The organism is Haladaptatus sp. AB643 (assembly GCF_024136975.1).
Taxonomy (GTDB): domain Archaea; phylum Halobacteriota; class Halobacteria; order Halobacteriales; family Haladaptataceae; genus Haladaptatus.
On the sequence record NZ_JAMYJW010000004.1, the window covers coordinates 299786 to 318740 of the forward strand.

Annotated in this window: 19 protein-coding genes; 13 read left to right on the forward strand and 6 right to left on the reverse strand. The window is 62.9% G+C overall.

All coding sequences use genetic code 11. The features are described 5' to 3' along the window. The first annotated feature begins 26 nt into the window (after positions 1-26). On the forward strand, positions 27-452 hold the full coding sequence (locus tag NKF25_RS10780) for an ester cyclase (protein WP_253226678.1): 426 nt from the start codon (positions 27-29) through the stop codon (positions 450-452). A 23-nt stretch (positions 453-475) separates the two neighbouring features. Here NKF25_RS10780 and NKF25_RS10785 read toward each other — a convergent pair whose 3' ends face one another. Beyond that, positions 476-1114, reverse strand: a complete 639-nt coding sequence (locus tag NKF25_RS10785; RefSeq protein ID WP_253226679.1) for a helix-turn-helix domain-containing protein — start codon at positions 1112-1114, stop codon at positions 476-478. A gap of 127 nt (positions 1115-1241) precedes the next feature. On the opposite strand from NKF25_RS10785, the gene NKF25_RS10790 reads away from it, so the two are divergent. Beyond that, positions 1242-1673 carry an ester cyclase gene (locus NKF25_RS10790; protein ID WP_253226680.1) on the forward strand — a complete coding sequence of 144 codons (432 nt, stop codon included), beginning with the start codon at positions 1242-1244 and terminating at the stop codon, positions 1671-1673. A gap of 44 nt (positions 1674-1717) precedes the next feature. Here NKF25_RS10790 and NKF25_RS10795 read toward each other — a convergent pair whose 3' ends face one another. After that, positions 1718-3109 carry a S1 family peptidase gene (locus NKF25_RS10795; protein WP_253226681.1) on the reverse strand — a complete coding sequence of 464 codons (1392 nt, stop codon included), beginning with the start codon at positions 3107-3109 and terminating at the stop codon, positions 1718-1720. A 189-nt stretch (positions 3110-3298) separates the two neighbouring features. On the opposite strand from NKF25_RS10795, the gene NKF25_RS10800 reads away from it, so the two are divergent. After that, on the forward strand, positions 3299-4009 hold the full coding sequence (locus NKF25_RS10800; RefSeq protein WP_253226682.1) for a phosphoribosyltransferase: 711 nt from the start codon (positions 3299-3301) through the stop codon (positions 4007-4009). 586 nt (positions 4010-4595) lie between these two features. Here the strand turns inward: NKF25_RS10800 and NKF25_RS10805 are convergent. Further along, a complete protein-coding gene (locus tag NKF25_RS10805; RefSeq protein ID WP_066144319.1) occupies positions 4596-5285 on the reverse strand; it encodes a helix-turn-helix domain-containing protein in 690 nt (229 codons plus the stop codon). 149 nt (positions 5286-5434) lie between these two features. Between NKF25_RS10805 and NKF25_RS10810 the strand changes: the two genes are divergently transcribed. From NKF25_RS10810 to NKF25_RS10830, 5 genes are all read left to right on the forward strand, one after another. Further along, a complete protein-coding gene (locus NKF25_RS10810; protein WP_253226683.1) occupies positions 5435-6472 on the forward strand; it encodes a DUF1611 domain-containing protein in 1038 nt (345 codons plus the stop codon). Beyond that, positions 6473-7528, forward strand: a complete 1056-nt coding sequence (locus tag NKF25_RS10815; protein ID WP_253226684.1) for a dipeptide epimerase — start codon at positions 6473-6475, stop codon at positions 7526-7528. An 87-nt stretch (positions 7529-7615) separates the two neighbouring features. Continuing rightward, positions 7616-8806 carry a redox-regulated ATPase YchF gene (locus NKF25_RS10820; protein ID WP_253226685.1) on the forward strand — a complete coding sequence of 397 codons (1191 nt, stop codon included), beginning with the start codon at positions 7616-7618 and terminating at the stop codon, positions 8804-8806. A 758-nt stretch (positions 8807-9564) separates the two neighbouring features. Then, on the forward strand, positions 9565-11067 hold the full coding sequence (locus NKF25_RS10825; protein WP_253226686.1) for an APC family permease: 1503 nt from the start codon (positions 9565-9567) through the stop codon (positions 11065-11067). Then, entirely contained in the window at positions 11060-12295 is a 1236-nt protein-coding gene (locus NKF25_RS10830) for a M20/M25/M40 family metallo-hydrolase (protein WP_253226687.1), read from the forward strand. Before NKF25_RS10825 ends, NKF25_RS10830 begins: the two co-directional genes overlap by 8 nt. 36 nt (positions 12296-12331) lie before the next feature. Here the strand turns inward: NKF25_RS10830 and engB are convergent, their stop codons facing one another. Next, complete coding sequence (engB, locus tag NKF25_RS10835; protein ID WP_253226688.1) at positions 12332-12952, reverse strand: GTP-binding protein EngB; 621 nt, start codon at positions 12950-12952, stop codon at positions 12332-12334. A gap of 91 nt (positions 12953-13043) precedes the next feature. Here engB and NKF25_RS10840 point away from each other — a divergent pair, with 91 nt between their 5' ends. After that, on the forward strand, positions 13044-14384 hold the full coding sequence (locus NKF25_RS10840; protein ID WP_253226689.1) for a TIGR00341 family protein: 1341 nt from the start codon (positions 13044-13046) through the stop codon (positions 14382-14384). Positions 14385-14471: 87 nt separating this feature from the next. Then, positions 14472-15800 (forward strand): TIGR00341 family protein, encoded by a 1329-nt coding sequence (locus NKF25_RS10845; protein ID WP_253226690.1) that lies wholly within the window; start codon positions 14472-14474, stop codon positions 15798-15800. 21 nt (positions 15801-15821) lie between these two features. On the opposite strand, the gene NKF25_RS10850 is transcribed toward NKF25_RS10845, so the two are convergent. After that, entirely contained in the window at positions 15822-16781 is a 960-nt protein-coding gene (locus NKF25_RS10850; protein ID WP_253226691.1) for an NOG1 family protein, read from the reverse strand. A 101-nt stretch (positions 16782-16882) separates the two neighbouring features. Here NKF25_RS10850 and NKF25_RS10855 point away from each other — a divergent pair, with 101 nt between their 5' ends. From NKF25_RS10855 to NKF25_RS10865, 3 genes are read left to right on the forward strand one after another with little or no spacing between them, the layout of a single operon-like run. Beyond that, entirely contained in the window at positions 16883-17248 is a 366-nt protein-coding gene (locus NKF25_RS10855) for a DUF5518 domain-containing protein (RefSeq protein ID WP_253226692.1), read from the forward strand. 46 nt (positions 17249-17294) lie between these two features. Continuing rightward, positions 17295-17609: an ASCH domain-containing protein gene (locus NKF25_RS10860; protein WP_253226693.1), complete on the forward strand. Its 315-nt coding sequence runs from the start codon at positions 17295-17297 to the stop codon at positions 17607-17609. 46 nt (positions 17610-17655) lie between these two features. After that, on the forward strand, positions 17656-18522 hold the full coding sequence (locus NKF25_RS10865; RefSeq protein ID WP_253226694.1) for a RimK family alpha-L-glutamate ligase: 867 nt from the start codon (positions 17656-17658) through the stop codon (positions 18520-18522). On the opposite strand, the gene NKF25_RS10870 is transcribed toward NKF25_RS10865, so the two are convergent. Continuing rightward, positions 18509-18898 carry an Hsp20/alpha crystallin family protein gene (locus NKF25_RS10870; RefSeq protein ID WP_253226695.1) on the reverse strand — a complete coding sequence of 130 codons (390 nt, stop codon included), beginning with the start codon at positions 18896-18898 and terminating at the stop codon, positions 18509-18511. The two genes, NKF25_RS10865 and NKF25_RS10870, sit on opposite strands and share 14 nt — an antisense overlap. Between the last annotated feature and the right edge of the window lie 57 nt (positions 18899-18955).

Below are 18955 nucleotides of genomic sequence, written 5' to 3' on the forward strand. Positions count from 1 at the left end.
GTAGCTAGCCAGCGGGGAGGGATGAGATGGCACAAACCACTGCAAACACGGAAATCGTTCGGGAGTTCGTGGAGCAAGCGTTCAACAATGGGAACCTCGAGGTGGCCGATGAGTATCTCGCTGAAGATTTCGTTCGCCACGACCCGGACATGGGGGAGGTTCGAGGACGGGAGAAGTACAAGGAATTTATCGAGATGAACCGGACTGCGTTCCCGGACTATCACGAAACCATCGAGAACATCATTACGCAAGGCGATACCGTGATGTATCGATGGACGTTGCGCGGTACGCAGGAAGGCGAGTTCATGGGAGTCGCCCCAACTGGTAACGAGATAGAGGTGACGGGAATGATCGATATGCGCCTCGAAAACGGGCGAATCACCGAGCTGTGGGGGAATTTCGATGCCCTCGGACTGCTCAAAGAACTCGACGCCGTTCCCGAGGGAGTTTGAACGACCGAGAACTCGACTCACTGCTACTTTTTGGTTGCCAATTCGACGAACTCCCTCATGATCCGCCCTTCGGCCCGGTGAAGTAGCCTGCTCGCCGCCGATTTGTGAACCTCGAACTCCTCGGCCAACTCCGTGAGCGTACACCCCCGCGGCGTGTCGTAGTACCCCCGCTGGACCGCTCCGGTGACGAACTCCCACTGCCGCTCGGTGAGCAGTTCACCGGAGTCGTAGGACTGAGTCAGCGACGAGACCTGATACGGAATCCCCGCCTTTCCCAACTCGTCGGCGTAGTTCGACAACCGTTCGTGTGACGCGGTCAGGGTAACCGAAAATCGGCCGTTTCGGAGGACGGTCGGATAGAGCGAGACGTTGTCCGACCCGCGAAGCGCGTCGTACAGTTCGGTTACGACGGTCGTGAACTGGACTAACACCAGCCTGTCGTCGTGATAGACGACGTCGGACGAGAGCACCTCCGGCGTGGCTTCGAACCGCCGGACGAACCGCTCGCCCTCTTTCGTCCGTGCTTCGAGGAGCGCGAGCGGGTGCTCCTCCCTCGACTGCGTCGCCAGCAGTCGGAACTCGTCGTCCGGAAACTCGGTCGACAGGTCGGCCAGCCAGTCGTCCACGGCCGCGCCATCTATCCGTAACTCCACCTTCGGCATACCCGGACGTCGGTCGGCGAGGCTAATAAACACGACAACATGTTGACCCGCGAACGCAGGCCGTTTCGTGAACTACTGCCGGTGTGGTTGCGATGTACCTGAATCACGAACGTACGGAGGAATCGAGATGACGAACGAAACACCCGAAACGAACGAACGAATCGCCCGACGCATTCCGGAAGAGGTGTTCGCCGAGGGAAACTTCGATTTGTTGGACGAACTGTACGCCGAGGACGCAATCGAGCACAATCCGTTCGGTGACCTGCGAGGGAGGACGGCGATTCGTGAATCCTACGAGGGATTCGTGGCCGCGTTCCCGGATATCACCCAGAAAGTCGAAGATATCGTCGCGGAGGGTGACACGGTCGCCATGCGACTCACGGCCCGCGGAACCCACGAGGGACCGATGGGTGCACTCGAACCGACCGGACGGGAAATCGAGGTCCAGCAGACGGTCTTCACCCGCATCGAAGACGGCGAAATCGTCGAGCGATGGCTCCATCCGGACAACCTCACCATGCTCCAACAACTCGACGTCGTTGACGCCGAGTTAGTGTAGTCGTTCGCCACCAAAAACGCGGAATAGAAACCGCCGTCTGAACGTTACGACGAGTTGACGACGTACCCGCCGGAGACGTCCACGTCGAACGACTCCGGCGACGAATCGGGCACGTCGAGGGTAACGGAAACGTCCCGGACGAAGCTGTCGTCGCGTGCGTGTTCGGCGGTGAGTTCGAAGGTGGTGCGGTTGCCTTGGGCGGCGAGCCACCCGGTTCCGGTGGCGGTGCCGGACACCGTCGCGACGGCATTCACGCGGTCGTCCGAGTCGGCCGGACCGGTGACGGAGAAGGATTCGAGCGACAGTTCTGCCCCGTCGGTCGAAACGGAAACCGTCGTGTCGAACGTCTTGTGGTAGGTCGGTGATCCGCCGCTTCCACCGCCGGAGCCACCACGACCGCCGCTTCCGCCGCGACCCCCGTCTCCACCGCTTCCGCCATCGCCATCACCGCTGCCACCATCTCCACCACTGCCACCGCTCCCGGGTTCTTCGGTCAGCAGTTCGACGCCGAGTTCGGATTCGACGGAGCCGATCTTACAGAAGATGGTCTGTCGTTCGGACCCGGCAAACAGCAGGCCGACGAGTTCGCCGGACGAGTCGAGGAAGACGGGTGACCCGCTGTCGCCGCCCTTCGACATCGGTCCCGCGATGCACTGGTCGCGGAGTTTGATGGCTCCCGCGTCGCCGTAGTTCACGCGGACGGTCGCGCCGGTGGCCTTCACGTCGCCGCTCGTGACGCCGGTGGTTCGTCCCGATTTCGTTACGGTCTGGCCTTTGAGCGAGCGGTACTCGTCGCGCCGGATGCTCGTCGGCCACGAGTCGTCCAGTTTGTGGTATTCCGTGGATTCCTGCTCGGGGGTGACCGAGCGCGCCGCCACGTCCACCAGCGCACCGTCCTCGACGGTGACGTAGCCGCGTAGTTCGCCGGTCTTGTCGTCCGGCATGCTCCCGCCGTCCATCGGTGACGGCTGGATGACGGGTTCGCCGAAGTCGGCCTCGTTGACTCGGGCGTAGACGTGGTTGTTCGAGAGGCGCACGAGGTCGCCCTCGGAGACCGAATCACCCCAGTTCGCCTTCGAGGTGTCGGTCACGCGGGCGGGGTACGGCCCGGCGGTCGCGGCCGTCGATTTCGCGTTGATTTCGCTGATGCCGCCGACGACGGGTCGATGGCGGTCCTTGCGGTCGCCCTCCGCCTCGGGAATGGGTTGGAGGAACGCGAGCGCGTCGAAGCCATCGCGTTCGTCGCCGTACCCCGCGTCCTCGACGTGGAGCGTGACGCCGGAGACGCGCTTTTTCACGTTGTCCTCGTCCGCGAGTTCCGTGTCCGGGAGTTTCTGCGAGACGAAGACGGTGAGCGTGTCGGTGTCCTCGTCGTAATCGACGCCGAGAACGTTTTTGCAATCGAGGAGGTGTTCGAACTCTTGTGTGTGTGTCATGGGTAGGGGTTCTGGAGGTGGTCGTCGGGAGACCATCCGTGTATTTTCACTGCTCGATTCAAGAATATTAAGTCGTGAATCGTAATATAGTTCATGGTGGTAACGAAAGTATAATTCCCGTCTTCGGCCGTCCGATCCTGCGCGCACCTGTAAACCGTTAAGTGCCACGGCGCGCGAGTTTCGGATAGAATGAGCGATATCCCGGACGATTTCAAATGTACCATCACCAACTGGGATTACATCTACAGTCTCTGCCGTGACGTGAGCGAACAGGTGAAAGAGTCCGAGTTCGAGCCAGACGTCATCGTCGCCCTCGCGCGCGGTGGCTGGTTCGCGGGGCGGTGTATCTGTGACTTCCTCGGCTTGGACGACCTGACGAGCCTGAAGATGGAACACTACGTCGGCGCGGCCCAGAAGTCCAACGAACCCGAAGTCCGCTACCCGATGCCGGAGGGAAGCGTCGAGGGCAAGGACGTGCTCATCATCGACGACATCGCCGACACCGGCGGGTCGATCAAACACGCCGCCGAGTACGTCAGCGAGCGCGACGCGGGCGAAATCCGGACCGCGACCCTCCAACTCCTCCAGACCAGCGAGTTCGACCCCGATTACATCGGCGAGCGCCTCGAAGAGTGGGCGTGGATCGTCTACCCGTGGAACTTCATCGAGGACATGATCGACATCACCAGCGGCGCGCTCGACCGCGCCGACGAGGACGTGTTCACGAAGGACGACATCCGCCACTACCTCAACGAGTACCACGACGTGGAGCGAATCCAGATGGAAATCGCCCAACCCGACCGTCTGAGCGAAGTCCTCGACGAGATGGTCCGACGCGACGTCCTCGAACCCGAGGACGACGGCTGGCGACTCCTGAAGAACGCGACCGGCGTTCAGTAACGGGGACGAGGGGGTTCGTGCGTGTGACGAAACGACTGTTCTGGTTTTGCGATTTCAGCGACGATGAAAGATCAGCAGTATCGCCCGGCCCGTCCAACCGAGTGGCGCGCGCTGACGGGACAACGTGGCCGAACTGCTGGTTCGCGATTACACCGCTCACCCAGAGGTTTCTTCGAAACCTCGCTGGCCGCGTCGTCCCGGCAAATCCGTGCGAGGTCTTCGCGAGCCGAGCGGGACCTTCGGTCCCGTGAGCGTGCGAACGGGAGCACGGAAGAGCTTGCTCTTCCGGAGCGAGCGAACGGCTCGTCAGAGCAGAGCTCTGACGGTGGATGAGCGACGACGTGAACGAAGTGAGCGTCGGAGCGAATCGGTTGGGGAGGCGTGTGGTGCGGTAGACGAGGTTGCTCTGCAACCTCGCAAGCGAATAGCGCGGAACGCCGTTCCACGGACCATTCGAGCGGCACGCCCCGCGAGAAGGTGACGGAGCCGTGAGCAGACGATGCGGTATTCGTGTGGCTTGATCTTGCAATCGCAACGAAACTAGCGTCCTCTCGTCGCAGGTGGAGTAGAACCGCCCACTAACCCGCTATCCCAGCAGTTTCGCTTCGGCTTTCCGCAGGTGTTCGAGCAGCGTGGTCTTCGACACGTCCATCTCTTCGGCGAGTTCCGACGCGGTGACCTTCCGAGGCCACTGGTAGTACCCTCGCCGTCGGGCGAGTTCGAAGGCCTCGCGCTGTCGTTCCGAGAGGTCGTCGGTTCGGAGGACGCCAGCCCCGGTTTCGGCGGTTGCGACGTGACGAACGCGGACGTCGGCGTCCATCTCCTCGCACACGTCCTCGATTCGCTCGTGGAGTTCGTCCCGCTCTGCTTCTACGATGACGGTCCAGTACTCGCGTCCGCCGTACATTCGGACGGGTTCGTCGGGGATGAACCCGCGAGAGACGAGCGCGTCGTTGATGCTGTTTTGCAGATCGTAGTGGACGACGATGCCGCGACTCGCGCTTCCGAACGCGACCGAGTCCTCGGTCGCGTGCGGGTGGTCGGTTTCCCACACCGAATCCGTCAACTCGGAGTCCCGAACCGCTTCGACGAGGTCGTCCACCTCCTCCAGCGTGTTGCCGTAGGCCGTGAACCGTCCGGTCGCCATGCCGTCGATGGTGTGGACGCCGTGGCCGAGCAGTCCCGCGACCCGGCCTTCGGTCACTTCGAGCGTCCAGCAGTTGGGGTGCCAGATGTCGAGCGTCACTCGGAGTCCGGCGCGCTCCGCTGTGGTCATCTATCGGGATAGAGGAATGAAGCTGGCAAAAGTGTATGGCAGGGAGAATGACATTTGTTAGCACGGGTGACAAAAGTGAGGGGTCCCCGAACCGACACCCGTGCATGAAAGGGGGGAAGGCTTTCAATGGTTGTGAGTCAGTGTATCATATGAACCTCCGCGATTCGTTCGACGCCCCTGCCCCGGCACTCGTTCTCGCCGAGGGGGCGTTCGGAACGATGGATGGAAAAACGGCTAACGGGGTCGTCATGCACAGCGAACTGTTCGACGCACGAGCCGTCATCGACTCGACGCACGCCGGTGACCCCACGAGCGAGGTACTGGGTCGCCCCGACACGCGCGACGTGCCGATCGTCTCCTCGACGGGCGACGCGCTCGACCGCGCGCCCGAGTCCGAGGCGCTCGTCATCGGCGTCGCACCCGCCGGTGGCAAACTGCCCGACGAGTGGGTCGAAGACATCGAGGAAGCCATCCGGGCCGGACTCGACATCGTCTCCGGACTGCACGTCTTTCTCTCCGAGCAGGAGCACTGGCAAAGTCTCGCCGACGAACACGGCGTTACCCTGTTCGACGTGCGGAAACCACCGGGAGAAGACGACCTACGGGTGGGCGACGGGTCGGTGGACGACGCCGATGCCGACGTCATACTGACCGCCGGGACCGACTGTGCGGTCGGCAAGCGCACGACGACGTTCGAACTGTATCGTGCGGCGAAACGCGCCGGGTTGAACGCGGGCTGGGTCGCGACCGGCCAGACCGGCATCATGGTCGGTGCACACCGCGGCGTCGTCATCGACCGCGTTCCGGCGGACTTCACGGCTGGCGTCGTCGAGGACCTCGTATCCGCCGTCGCGGAGGACCACGACATCGTCTTCGTCGAGGGTCAAGCGTCGCTCACCCACCGCGCCTATTCGAGCGTCACGCTGGGCGTCCTTCACGGCTCGTGGCCGGACGCGGTCGTGCTGGTGGACGACCCGAACCGCGAGAACAGGACCCACTTCGACCAGTGGCCGCTCGCGGGCGTGGAAGCCGAGCGCCACCTCGTGGAGGAACTCTCGGACGCGACAGTCGCCGGCGTCTCGACGTGGGGTGACCCCTCAGATGTCGAATACTCCGTCCCGGCCGCGAACGTCTACGACGAGGGCGGCCCGGAGGACCTCCTCGGCATGGTCCGAGAGGCGCTGTAAATGGAAATCGAACGGGCGTCGGTCGAACCCCTGGACCTGCCCCTGCGCGAACCGTTCGAAATCTCGCTCGGGACACAACACAGCGCGACGAACGTCCTCGTGACGGTCGAAACGGAGACCGTGACCGGATACGGCGAAGGCTCCCCGCTCACGCCCGTCACGGGGGAAACACAGGAGGCGGCGCTCGCCACCGCTCGCGCCGCCACGGAGTTGCTCGAAGGGAAGTCGCTCGCCGACTATCGAAGCCTCATCGGGGAGGTTCGAAGCACGTTTCCGGGCATGGTCTCCGCGCTCTTCGCCGTCGAAACCGCAATTCTCGACGCCTACTGCCGGGAGCGGGAGATGGCCCTCTCGGAACTGTTCGGGAGGTCGCCGGAGCCGGTGACGACGGATTTCACCATCTCCATCATGCCGCCCGAGGATGCGGAGCAGGGGGCAGCGCGGGCGGCGGCGGAGGGTTTCGACTGCCTGAAGGTGAAGACCGGAACGACCGTCGCGGACGACGTCGCCCGCGTCGCAGCGGTTCACGAGGGAGCGCCCGACGCGGAACTGACGGTGGACGCGAACCAGGGCTGGACGCCGAAGGAGACCGCGGAGTTCGCCAGCGAGATCGAATCGCGGGAAATCGATCTCTCGCTCATCGAACAACCCACGCCCGCGGCGGACGTGGTCGGACTGGCGCGGGCGCGGGACACCGTGTCGGTTCCGGTCGCGGCCGACGAGGCCGTCTTCACGCCCGAAGACGCGATTCGGATCGTCCGCGAGGACGCGGCGGACGTGATCAACGTGAAGTTGGGGAAGTCGGGATTGCTCGCCGCGCGGGACATCGCGTCGATAGCGGAGGCCGCGAACGTCGAACTGATGGTCGGGTGCATGCTCGAAAGCGCGCTCGGGATCCACACCAGCGCGCACCTCGTCGCCGGAATCGGGTCGTTCTCGCATGTCGATTTGGACGGCAACCTGCTCATCGCGGAGGACGTGATTACGGGGACCGGCGGGCCGACCATCGGCATCGGTGGCCCGGGCCACGGAATCGACCCCACGTTCCCCGAGTGAGCACGCGAGCCGAGCCATTCGGTATCATTCGACAGCCGTCCCGTCGTTTGAAAACGCCTTTAGCCTCGAATCTCCCAATCCGGCCTAATGAGTTACAAAATCGGACTGGTCGGGAAACCCTCCGTGGGTAAATCGACCTTTTTCAACGCCGCGACGATGAACGACGTGCCGGAGGGTGCCTACCCCTTCACGACCATCGACCCGTCCATCGGCGAGGCGTACGCCCGCGTGGAGTGTGCCGCACCCGAATTCGACGAGAGTTGCACCCCCAGCGTCGGGTTTTGTGAGGAAGGGACGCGCTACGTCCCGACGAAACTCGTGGACGTGGCGGGACTCATCCCCGGCGCACACGAGGGCAAGGGGTTGGGCAACCAGTTCCTCAGCGACCTGAACGAGGCCGACGTGCTCGTCCACGTGGTGGACTTCTCGGGGAAGACCGACATCGAAGGCGAGAAGACCGAGGGCCACGACCCGCGCGACGACATCGCCTTCCTCGAAAACGAACTCGACATGTGGTACCTCGAAGTCCTCGAAAAGGGTATCGAGCGCTTCCGCTCGGGCTACGCCGGTGAGGAGAAACACATCGAGGAGGACCTCGCCGAGCAGATGTCGGCGTTCAAAACGAACAAGGACGAGATAAAACAGATCATCCTCTCGCTCGGCCTCGATTTGGACCCCGAGGTGTGGGAGGACGAGGACCGCGAGGAACTCGCCCGCGAAATCCGCAAGCGGACCAAACCGATGGTCATCGCGGCGAACAAGATGGACACGCCCGAAGCCCAAGCGAACTACGAGGACATCACCTCCGACCCCGACTACGAGCACTTGACCATCATCCCCGCCAGCGCCCACGCCGAGAAGGCGCTCAAGAACGCCGCCGAACAGGGCGTCATCGACTACGACGCCGGAGACGCGGACTTCGAAATCACGGGCGACATCAGCGAGGAACAGGAACAGGGTCTCGACCAGATTCGGCAGTTCACGAACGAGTTCGACGGCACCGGCGTCCAGCGCGCCCTCGAAGCCGCGCTGTTCGACGAACTCGATCTCATCGCCATCTTCCCTGGCTCCGCCAACGGTAGCGCCAGCGAGAAGGGCGTCTTCCGCGACTGCTTCCTCCTCCCCGGTGGCTCGACGGCCGAGGACTTCGCGTACCACCTGCACAGCGACATCGGCGACGGGTTCCTCCACGGCATCGACTGCCGGAGCAAGCGCCAGATCGGTTCGAGTTCGGAACTCGATCACCGGTCCGTCGTGGAAATCGTTTCCACGAATTAGAGACGGCGAAGTCGGGGAGTGGGGTTTCTTCTTCGCGTTATTCTTCTTGGTGGGTTGATGTGGTTGCTTCGTCACCACGAGGTCGGTAGCGTGCAGTCCAACCAACCGCCGCGGCGCGCGGGCCAGCAGGACCGAGGCCACTCCGGCCGAGGTCCTCGAAAATCGGAGATTTTCGGGATGTGACGAACGCTTTGCGTTCGTAACCAGCCTGCTGGCTATCGCGCGAGGGATGAGTATCGCAGCGAACGAATGTGAGCGAGAAACGCAGTCGGTTGGGGAGGATGTGGCGCGGTGCGGAAGCAGTGTGGAAGCGGTGCTTGGGTGGGTTGAAAGGGGCCGGGCGGTTCCGCGAGCCTGCGAGCGGGACGTTGTCGGAGCTTGCCTCCGACTGTATTCGCGCTTGTGTAGTCGCCTCAGCGACCCCTCTCGGCGTGCGGTTTTCTCGTGAGCGACGGAGGAGCGAACGAGAGCAGGCAAGAGCTGCGCTCTTGCCGTGTGCGCCGAGATGTCGCTGAGCGACCGCGAACTGGCGGGGGCTTTCGGGGCTGTCTTCTCAGTAACTGCAATCGCAAAACCAGAATCAACTCAGTTGCGTAGCGAACGAGCGGGGGCTTTCTGGGTCGTCATCCCAGTCGCTGTAATCTCCCTGGCGACTACGCCGCTGTCGAAGCACAAATTCTTTCTACTCCATCTCACTGTCGTCACCCCGCACATGGGAGGGACGGGGACTAAGCCCCCGCCTAGTTGTGTGTCATCATATGTCATCATCACACGGCAAGGACAGTAACAGCCTTTCACGGGATATGGGGCTGTTCGGTGCGATGAGTACGGTGGTCGCGGGGACGCTTGGGGCCGGGTTGTTCGTCACGCTGGGTACGGCGAGTTCGACGACTGGACCGAGCGTCATCCTCGTGGTTGTCCTCTCGGGAATACTGGCGATGGCAATCGCGGTGAACTACAGTTGGATGGCGACCATCTTCCCGGCCGCCGCCGGGTCGTACGCGTACATCTCGCGGACGTTCGACAGTCGGCTCCCCGGCTTCATCGTCACGTGGTCGAAGTGGTTGGGGTACATGGCCGCCGACGCCGTGCTCGCGCTCGGCTTCGGCAACTATTTACAGGTGTTTTATCCCGGTATCGACGCGACAATCGCGGGCTTCGTGCTCCTCACCGTCCTCTTTCTGGTCAACCTCGTCGGGACGAAGGAGTACAGCCTCTCGCAGAACGCCATCATGGCCGTGCTGATGGTGGCCATCCTCATCCTCGTGATTCCGGGGTCGTTCCATGTGAACGCCGCGAACTACCATCCGTTCTTCACCGGCGGCATGGACGGGTTCATCGGGGCCGCCGTCCCGCTGTTCTACGCCTACATCGGCATCGCCGTCGCGGGACAGATGGGCGCGGAAGTCAAGAACCCGTCCAAAAACCTCCCGTTGGCGATGGTCGGCGGCACCGCGCTCCTCATCGTTCTCTACGTCTGGACGGCCGTCGTCATCTACGGCGTCGTCGGCGACTACACCGTGCTGGCGAACTCGGACCGACCGCTGGCGACGGCGGCGGAGGCGTTCCTGGGTAACAGCGCGACCGCAATCGTCGCGTTCGGCGGTCTCCTCGCTACTGCTTCCAGCGTCCACGCAGTGATGGCCGCGGGCATCAAGATGCCCTACTCGTGGTCGTGGGACGAGGTGTTCCCGAAGCAGTTCTCCGCGGTGAGTCAGCGGTTCGGCACGCCCCACTACTCGCTCGTCACGCTGTACGCCGTGGCGGCGGCGTTGACGTTCTGGAGCGACGGCCTCAACGAAGCCATCATCATCGCGACGTTCAGCTACCTCATCGCCTATTCGACGGTCTCCCTGACCCTGCTGTACGTTCGGCTCTCCCGCCCCGATCTCGCCGAGAAGGCGGGCTTCGACTACGGATGGCTCACGCCCATTACGGGTGTCGTCGCCTCCGTCGGGGCCGCCGGACTGCTGACGAAGGCCGCGAACTTCGGCGGTCTTCCGAGCGCGTTCGCGGACTTCTTTGGGTCGCCGTTGGCCGGAAACATCCCGCTCGCCAGCGCGTACTGGACCGCGTTCGAGGCCACGCCGACGCTCCGCATCTACCTCCCGTGGATGGTCGTCGGACTCGGTATCTTCACCGTCTACTGGCGACTCGGCAACCGGCGCGGCACCGACGTCGGCGCGATTCTCGACACCCTTCCGGGCGTGGCGAGCGACGAGCGCGAGACGAGTGGGCCGGAGGTCGTCTCGGATGACTGAATCCGCGGAAGCGACTAAAACAGCGACCCCCGCAATCGACCCCGAGGAAACCATCTCCCTCCTGCAGGAGATGGTGCGTATCCCCTCGCCGTACTTCGAGGAGCACGAACTGAGCGAGTTCGTCTACGACTGGTTGGATTCCCGAGGGCTCGACCCCGAGTACCACCACGTCAGCGAGCCGAAAATCACTGAATACGAGGGCGACAATGTCCTTGCACGCTTGGACGGTAACGACCCGGACGCCCCGACGCTCCTCCTGAATGCGCACATGGACACCGTCCTGCTGGTGGAGGACTGGGAGGAAGACCCCTGCTCCGGCCGAATCGAGGACGGCAAACTGTACGGACAGGGGGCATGCGACATGAAGGGCGGACTGGCCGCCGTGATGGTCGCGTTCGAAGCGCTGGCCGAATCGGAGGCCGAACTCGCGGGTGACGTCGTTCTCTCCGCAGTCGTGGACGAGGAAGGTCCGTACGGCCTCGGCACCGACCGCCTCATCCGCGACGGCTACACCGACGACTACGACGCCGCCATCGTCACCGAACCCGGCCCCATCCTCGCACAGGAGGAGGACATCCAAAACCCCGCGCTCCTCCTCGGCGCTCGCGGGCGATTCCTCTACGACATCGAGGTCAAGGGCCACGCCGCCCACGGTTCGCAACCGCACAAGGGAATCAACGCCGTCGTGGACGCCGGAAAGGTCGCCGACGCGCTCTCGAATCTCGATACCGGAAGTCACCCGAAACTCGGCGACGGGTCGGTCTGCCCGCTCCTGCTGGAGGGTGGCAGTCAGACGCTTTCGGTGCCCGAGCGCGCCCACCTCATGGTGGACCGCCACGTCGTTCTGGGGGAAAATGAGGACTTGGTGCGCCAACAGGCCGAGGACGCGATTGACGAGTTGGACATCGAAAGCGAGGTGGAAATCGGGTTTCGCGAGTCGCCCGACCCCGGCATCAAATACGGCCCGTACGTCACGCCCGAGGACCACGACCTCGTGAAGTCGCTCGTCGGCGCGACAGAATCCGTCGCGGGCGTCGAACCCGAGTTCGGCTACTTCGCCAGCGTCGGGGACTTCAACTACCTCGGCGACCGTGCGGAGTTGCCGACCGTCATCGTCGGCCCCGACGGCGAGAACATCCACGGCGCGGGCGAGTTCGTCTACACCAACGAGGTGGTCGAAGTCGCGCGAATCGTCGCCGAGGGTGCGATGCGATTTGTAGGAACGTGAGTGAACGGCGGGCTTTGAATCACCCGATTCCCTTCGTTACGAGAAGAACTTGAACAGGTCGTCGCGCTTCTCCTCGTGCAGATGGGTCTTCACGGCCTCGTTCAGCGTGCCGATACTGCCGCGTTTCGCGCTGATCGGGGCGATGGTGTCCTGCCACTGCTTCCACGGCGGATGCAGTCCGAGGCGGTCACAGAGGTCGTTCAGGCGTTCGTCCTCGTCGTCCACTTTGTCCATCTTGTTCACGGCGACGACGACCGGGATGCCGACCTCCTGGAGGAAGTAGAACATCTCCACGTCGTGCGGGATTTCGTCCTCGCCCGAGTGACGGTCGATGATGTCGATGACGCTCTTCCCATCGACGACCAGCACGCCGAGCAGGATCTTCTCGGCGTTCTCCTCGATGTACTGGACGATGTCGGTCTTGATTTGCTCCCTGTACTCCTCCTCGACGCCGGACATGAACCCGAAGCCGGGCAGGTCGGTGAGCATGAAATCCTCGCTGGCCCAGTCGAAGTGGTTCGGTTGGCGCGTGACGCCGGGTTTGCCACCGGTCTCGAACTTGTGGCCCGTCAACTCACGCATCAGCGTGGATTTGCCGACGTTCGAGCGCCCGACGAACACGATTTCCGCATCTCGGCCGGGTCGATTTTCGAACATAGTGGTTCGTACGCCGCTCGACGTTTAACCGCCGTGGTTTTCCGCCGTCTCCCGCGTCGAGACTTATTGTCCTCTGGGTCGTGCTCGGCATGTGCGTCTCGTGGAAATCGCCATCCCGGTGGGGGAACGGGAGCTAGTAATCGAAACGCTGGAAGCGAGGAACATCGACTACTACATCACCGAGGAGACGAGCGGACGGGGCGGTGCGGAGGACTACGCCGCGATCATCACGTTTCCGCTCCCGCAGAACGCGGTGCAACCGGTCATCGACGAACTCCGCGATGCGGGGCTGAGCGAGGTTGCTCACGTCATCGTCATCGACGCCGAGGTCGACGTCTCGAATCGCTTCGAGCGACTCGTGGAACGCTACAGGGAGGAGCGAGGGCGACGAATTCGCATCGCCCGCGAGGAGATTCGCATTCGCGCCCGTGAACTCTCTCCAAGCCTCCGGACGTTCGTCACGATGACCGTGGTGAGCGCCGTCGTGGCGACTGCCGGACTCCTGCTCGATTCGGCCGCCGTCGTCGTCGGGTCGATGGTCATCGCGCCGCTGGTCGGCCCCGCGCTGTCGGCGAGCATCGGGACGGTTCTCGACGACCGTGACCTGTTTCGACGGGGCGTACGGTTACAGGCCCTCGGCGTCATCGTCGCGGTCGCAAGCGCCGCCCTCTTCGCCGCGTTGATTCGGTCGATTCCGCTGTTCCCGCCCGGAGCGGACGTGACGAAAATACCCGAGGTCGCGATTCGAATCTCCCCCGATTTCCTCTCGCTCATCATCGCACTCGGCGCGGGTATCGCCGGAATCATCAGTTTGTCAGCCGGTGCTTCGACTGCCCTCGTCGGCGTCATGATCGCCGTTGCGCTCATCCCGCCCGCCGCGACGGTCGGCATCGGCCTCGCGTGGGGCGAACCGGCCGTCACCGTGAGCGCCGGTATCCTCGTACTGGTCAACCTTCTGGCCATCAACCTCTCGGCACTGATCACGCTCCGATACATGGGCTATCGACCACGAGGGTGGTTGAAACGACGACATTCGAGAGGAGAGATGCTCAAGCGTGCATCGGTCCTCTTCGTCGTCATCGTCCTCCTCTCGGTTTTTCTCGGCGGGGTGACGTACTCCTCGGTACAGGACGCACAGTACAAGCATACCGTCCGAGAAACGACCGATTCACTGCTCGAACGACCGCGATACGCGGGGGGAGAGCGACTCGAAACGGTCGTTCGATACGGACCTTCCCTTTCGCTCCCCCGAAAGTATCGGGACCCGACGCTCCCGTTTCATCAGCCGCGTGAAGTGATCATCACTGTCGGTAGGCCCACGGACCGAACCTATCCCGGACTGGCCGAGCGCATTCGAACCCGTCTCTACCGGCGCACGGGACGGAACGTCTCCGTTCAAATTCGCTACGTCGACATCGATAGGGCACCCTGACGGACAGTAGCAGTTGACGGAGAAATCGGATGAACCAACGGCATATCGGCCCGCGATTATATCAATCTGTGAACCGCATCGGAGGACGTGCGACTCGTACAGGTATCAATCCCGACGGGCGAGCGACAAACCGTCATCGACACGCTCGAATCCGAGGGAATCGACTTCTTCGTCACCGACGAGACTGGTGGCCGTCGGTACGCCGCTATCGCGACGTTTCCGCTCCCGCAGAACGCGGTGCAACCGGTCATCGACAAGCTTCACGACGCCGGGTTGAGCGACGAAGCCCACACGGTAATCATCGACGCCGAGACGGACACGTCCCGCGAGTTCGAGCAACTCGCGAAACGCTACGAAGCGGAAAACGGCGGCAACAGGATCGCTCGTGACGAAATCCTCACGCAAGCGCGGGAGCTGTCCCCCCGGTTCCAGACCTTCGTCTTCATGACCGTGGTGAGCGCCGTCGTGGCGACTGCCGGACTCCTGCTCGACTCCCCGGCCGTCGTCGTCGGATCGATGGTCATCGCGCCACTGCTCGGTCCCGCGCTGTCCGCGTCAGTAGGTACCGTGTTGAACGAACCCGATATGTTTCGCCGTGGCGTCAAACTCCAACTGCTCGGCGTCGCCGTCGCCATCGGCAGCGCGACGATTTTCGCGTTCCTCATCAGGAACCTCTTTCTCTTCCCACCGAGCACGGACATCACCCAGATATCCCAGATCAGCGGGCGACTGTCGCCCGATTTTCTCTCGCTCATCGTGGCGCTCGGCGCAGGTGCGGCGGGCGTCGTCAGCCTCGCCGCTGGCGTGTCGGTCGCCCTCGTCGGCGTCATGATCGCGGCGGCACTCATCCCGCCCGCCGCGGCGGTCGGTATCGGTATCGCGTGGCAAAAGCCGATGGTCGCGCTGGGAGCGTTCGTCCTCGTCCTCGTGAACGTCCTCTCGATCAATCTCGCCGCCCTCGTAACGCTCCAGTACATGGGGTATCGGCCGAAGAACTGGTTCAGACTGGAAGCATCCCGCGAGGAGACCGTCAAACGGATCGGAGTCCTCGTCATCGGGATCGCAGTCCTGTCGGTGTTCCTCGGTGGAGTCACGTATTTTACCTACCAGAGTTCGCAGTTCGAACAGGGATCCAGTATCGCGACAAACCACGTCTTTCAGGAACCGCGGTATCAGCAGGCCGAAAAGTTGCGGATGCAGGTAGAGTACAGTCAAACGTTCCCGCTCGGGAAGAACGACTACACGCGAAACCTGCCGTTCCGCGAACCGGACCGAGTCGTCGTCACTGTTGGGAAGCCGAAAGGGGAACAGTATCCACAACTCACGAGGCGGATTCACGACCGAATCGCACAGCGGACGGGAAAAAGCGTCGCGGTTCAGATCCGATACGTGGAGACTAGCGAAGTTCCGGCGTGAGGCGGCGTCCGGAAAATCGGTCTATCCGTCGAACGGCAGTTCGGGTTCGTAGCCGATGGCGTCCACGGCGGCGTCGAGGGTTTCCGTAACGTTGTCGTCCTCCTCGATGCTCATGTACATATCCGCCTCCACGTCGGTCGAGAGGTCGGACTTGTTGCAGACGGTGAGGACGGGCACGTCGCCGAACTCCGCTTCGACCGAGTCACGGAGTTCCAGTTGTGCGTCGAGCGGGTAGCCACAGTAGGCGCTCGCGTCCACGAAGAACAGGATACAGTCGGCGAGGTGGGTGATCGCCGACACCGCCTGCGTTTCGATGGCGTTTCGCTCGTCCGCCGGACGGTCGAGCAGTCCGGGGGTATCAACTATCTGATATCGGATGTGCTGGCGGTCGAAGTGACCGACGTGGATACCCTTCGTGGTGAACGGGTACTCCGCGATTTCGTTGCGGGCGTTCGTGATGGTGTTGACGAACGACGACTTCCCGACGTTGGGGTAGCCCGCGACGACGACGGTCGGGGCCGACGGGTCGATGTCGGGAAGCGTGCGCAGGTCGTTTCGCGCCTCGCCGATTCGGGCGAGGTCGTCCTCGACTTCCTCCACGATGGACGCGAGGCGGGCGAACCCCTGTTTTCGCACCTTGCGAGCGTAGTTGATGTCGCCGCGCAGTTTACCTTGGTACTCGCGGCCGATGTCCTTCGTCTTCCGGGAGGCCCACTGGATCTCCGAAAGGCTCTTTCTGACTTCGTCGACGTCCACGACGGCGTCCGCGAGTTCGTAGTAGAACGGGTCTACTTCCTGGAAATCCGGCCACGCGGTGACGACGTTTTGCATGTTGTCCGAGAGGATGTTCGAAGCGGTCTGGAGCATGGACTGCTGAGCCTGAATACCGCTTTTGGCCCGGCCTGCCCGTGTCGCCCGCGAGAACGCCTTGTCGATGAGTTCCTCCGACGTGGGCGTTGTCGGAAGGGTCTCGAAAATCATGGACGTTCGTATGCCCTCCCACCTTAAAAGGGCGTTCATACCGTTCTGCCAGCCGATTTTGGCGAGAGGCTTTTGTTTTCCCACTCCCAACCTATTTACTCATGACTAACTGGTACGCGGTTTTCGTCGGCTTCGTCGTGTCGGTCCTCGCCGGAATCGTGGCGTTCGCCCTCCCCGGAATCGGTCACGTCGGTGCCGGACTGATCGGCGGCTTTGCGGCGGGCTACGTCGCCGGCGGTGGTCTCGGGAGTGGTTTCTGGCACGGCCTCCTCTCCGGGGCGCTCGGCGGAATCGTCGTCGCCCTGTTCGTCGGACTGGCCGGAACCGTCTTCGGCGGACTCGTCGGCGGTCCGGCCGGGTCGCTGTTCGGCGGCATGGGCCTGTTCCTCATCGCCATCTTCGTCGCGTTTCTGCTGGCGCTCAACAACGCCATCGGTGGCGCAATCGGCGGCGTGCTGAAAGGCTGAACGGTCGAAGGGCAGTCGTTTTTTCGGTGGAGGACGAAGGACGGGTATGTCGAAAATCGACGCCGACACGCTACTCCCGTCGGAGCACGTTCAGCGAGCGGTCACGGCCGGTCAGGTGTCACAGCTTCATCGTGGCAACCCGTACGCCGAGGAGGGTGACACCTTCGACATCGATGGCGAAACGTTCGAGGTCGTGGCGGTAACCGAACGGACGTTGGGCGATTTGACCGACGAGGACGCACGGGCGGAAGGCTCGGAGGATTTGGACGCCTACCGCGAGCGACTGGACCGCGCCCACGATGACTTCGAGTGGGACGACGACGCGACGGTGTTCCGACATCGGTTCGAGCGCGTCGAATGATCCGAGACGGGCGAACTTTTTAGCGACGGCTACGAACGCACGACCGATGCTGGATTTGGCGGTTGCGTACCGACAGGAGACGTTCGAGCGAATCCGCGAACCGCTCGCGGAGCGGGGGATTCGAGTTCGGCACGTTCGGAGCGAACAACGGACGTTCGACCTCGAATCCCCGCCGTGGACGCCCGACGAGTTCGACGTAGGATTCGTCTATCCGTCACGGATGATGGAGGGCGGCGTGGTCGATGGGTTGCTCTCGGTCCCGTGGGTGAACGGCCGCGAGGCGGTCCTCACCTCCCGAAACAAGGGCGGCGTCATCGCGCGACTCGGGAGGGCAGGAATTCCCGTCCCGAAGACGGTCGTGGTCTCGAATCCCGTCGATGAGGGTGATCTCCGCAACGTATTCGGGCAGTTCGATTCGCCGGTCGTGGTGAAACCCAACTCGACGACGCGCGGGACGGGTATCGCAAAAGTGGACGACTTGGACTCGTTCCTCGGAGTGATCGATTACCTGAATCTCGTTCACGACTACCGGGCGACGGGGGACAAATCGTTTCTCGTGCAGGAGTATCTCCCGAACGCCGTCGATTATCGGGCGATGATCGTCGATGGAGAGTACGTCGGCGCCGTCGAGCGCCGACTCCCGAAGCAGGCGCTGGATGCCGGACGCTGGAAACACAACGTCCACCGAGGGGCACAAGCACGCGGCGTCTCCCTACCGGACGAGTATCGTGAGATCGCTGAACAGGCGGCGGAGACGCTCGGGATTCGGTTCTCTGGTGTCGATTTGCTCGCCCTCGACGACCGTGTCGTCGTCAACGAGACGAACGCACGACCGACGATAGACGAAGAAACGAAGTACGAAAATGGGTTGTACGACCGCCTCGCCGAACTCGTCCGAACTACTCGACGCTGATGTTCGCGGATTCGTCGGTTTTCTCGAACGTGACTTCGAGGACGCCGTTGTTGTAGGTTGCTTTTGCGGAACTCTCGTCCACACGGGCCGGGAGCGTGATTCGCTCGTCGTACTCGCGGTGGTCGCTGACGGCGCTGATGGTCATCGCTTCGCCGTCGCATTTGAGGTTGATGTCGTCCTTCTCGACGCCGGGTAGGTCCGCGATGACGCGGACCAACTCTTCGTCCTCGTGGATATCGACGTGCGTGTCGGCACCGAATCCGGTCGTTCCGGTGTCGACTTGCATGTCGACGTTGCCGCCCATCATATCGTTCATCATGCGCTCGATTTCGCGGAAGAGGTCGTCGAAGGGGTCGTCGCGATCGTCTCGTCGCATACCTGAGGGTAAGTCCCTCCCGGGGAAAAGGTTTTGGACAGCCGTCAGACGTGCCGT

Bases quoted from the DNA above. Each gene is read 5' to 3' on its own strand.
- NKF25_RS10870 (WP_253226695.1), bottom strand. From the start codon at position 18,898: ATGCGACGAGACGATCGCGACGACCCCTTCGACGACCTCTTCCGCGAA.
- NKF25_RS10805 (WP_066144319.1), bottom strand. From the start codon at position 5,285: ATGACCACAGCGGAGCGCGCCGGACTCCGAGTGACGCTCGACATCTGG.
- NKF25_RS10785 (WP_253226679.1), bottom strand. From the start codon at position 1,114: ATGCCGAAGGTGGAGTTACGGATAGATGGCGCGGCCGTGGACGACTGG.
- engB (WP_253226688.1), bottom strand. From the start codon at position 12,952: ATGTTCGAAAATCGACCCGGCCGAGATGCGGAAATCGTGTTCGTCGGG.
- NKF25_RS10830 (WP_253226687.1), top strand. From the start codon at position 11,060: ATGACTGAATCCGCGGAAGCGACTAAAACAGCGACCCCCGCAATCGAC.
- NKF25_RS10865 (WP_253226694.1), top strand. From the start codon at position 17,656: ATGCTGGATTTGGCGGTTGCGTACCGACAGGAGACGTTCGAGCGAATC.
- NKF25_RS10855 (WP_253226692.1), top strand. From the start codon at position 16,883: ATGACTAACTGGTACGCGGTTTTCGTCGGCTTCGTCGTGTCGGTCCTC.
- NKF25_RS10825 (WP_253226686.1), top strand. From the start codon at position 9,565: ATGTCATCATCACACGGCAAGGACAGTAACAGCCTTTCACGGGATATG.
- NKF25_RS10820 (WP_253226685.1), top strand. From the start codon at position 7,616: ATGAGTTACAAAATCGGACTGGTCGGGAAACCCTCCGTGGGTAAATCG.
- NKF25_RS10795 (WP_253226681.1), bottom strand. From the start codon at position 3,109: ATGACACACACACAAGAGTTCGAACACCTCCTCGATTGCAAAAACGTT.
- NKF25_RS10860 (WP_253226693.1), top strand. From the start codon at position 17,295: ATGTCGAAAATCGACGCCGACACGCTACTCCCGTCGGAGCACGTTCAG.
- NKF25_RS10800 (WP_253226682.1), top strand. From the start codon at position 3,299: ATGAGCGATATCCCGGACGATTTCAAATGTACCATCACCAACTGGGAT.
- NKF25_RS10790 (WP_253226680.1), top strand. From the start codon at position 1,242: ATGACGAACGAAACACCCGAAACGAACGAACGAATCGCCCGACGCATT.
- NKF25_RS10780 (WP_253226678.1), top strand. From the start codon at position 27: ATGGCACAAACCACTGCAAACACGGAAATCGTTCGGGAGTTCGTGGAG.
- NKF25_RS10810 (WP_253226683.1), top strand. From the start codon at position 5,435: ATGAACCTCCGCGATTCGTTCGACGCCCCTGCCCCGGCACTCGTTCTC.
- NKF25_RS10850 (WP_253226691.1), bottom strand. From the start codon at position 16,781: ATGATTTTCGAGACCCTTCCGACAACGCCCACGTCGGAGGAACTCATC.
- NKF25_RS10815 (WP_253226684.1), top strand. From the start codon at position 6,473: ATGGAAATCGAACGGGCGTCGGTCGAACCCCTGGACCTGCCCCTGCGC.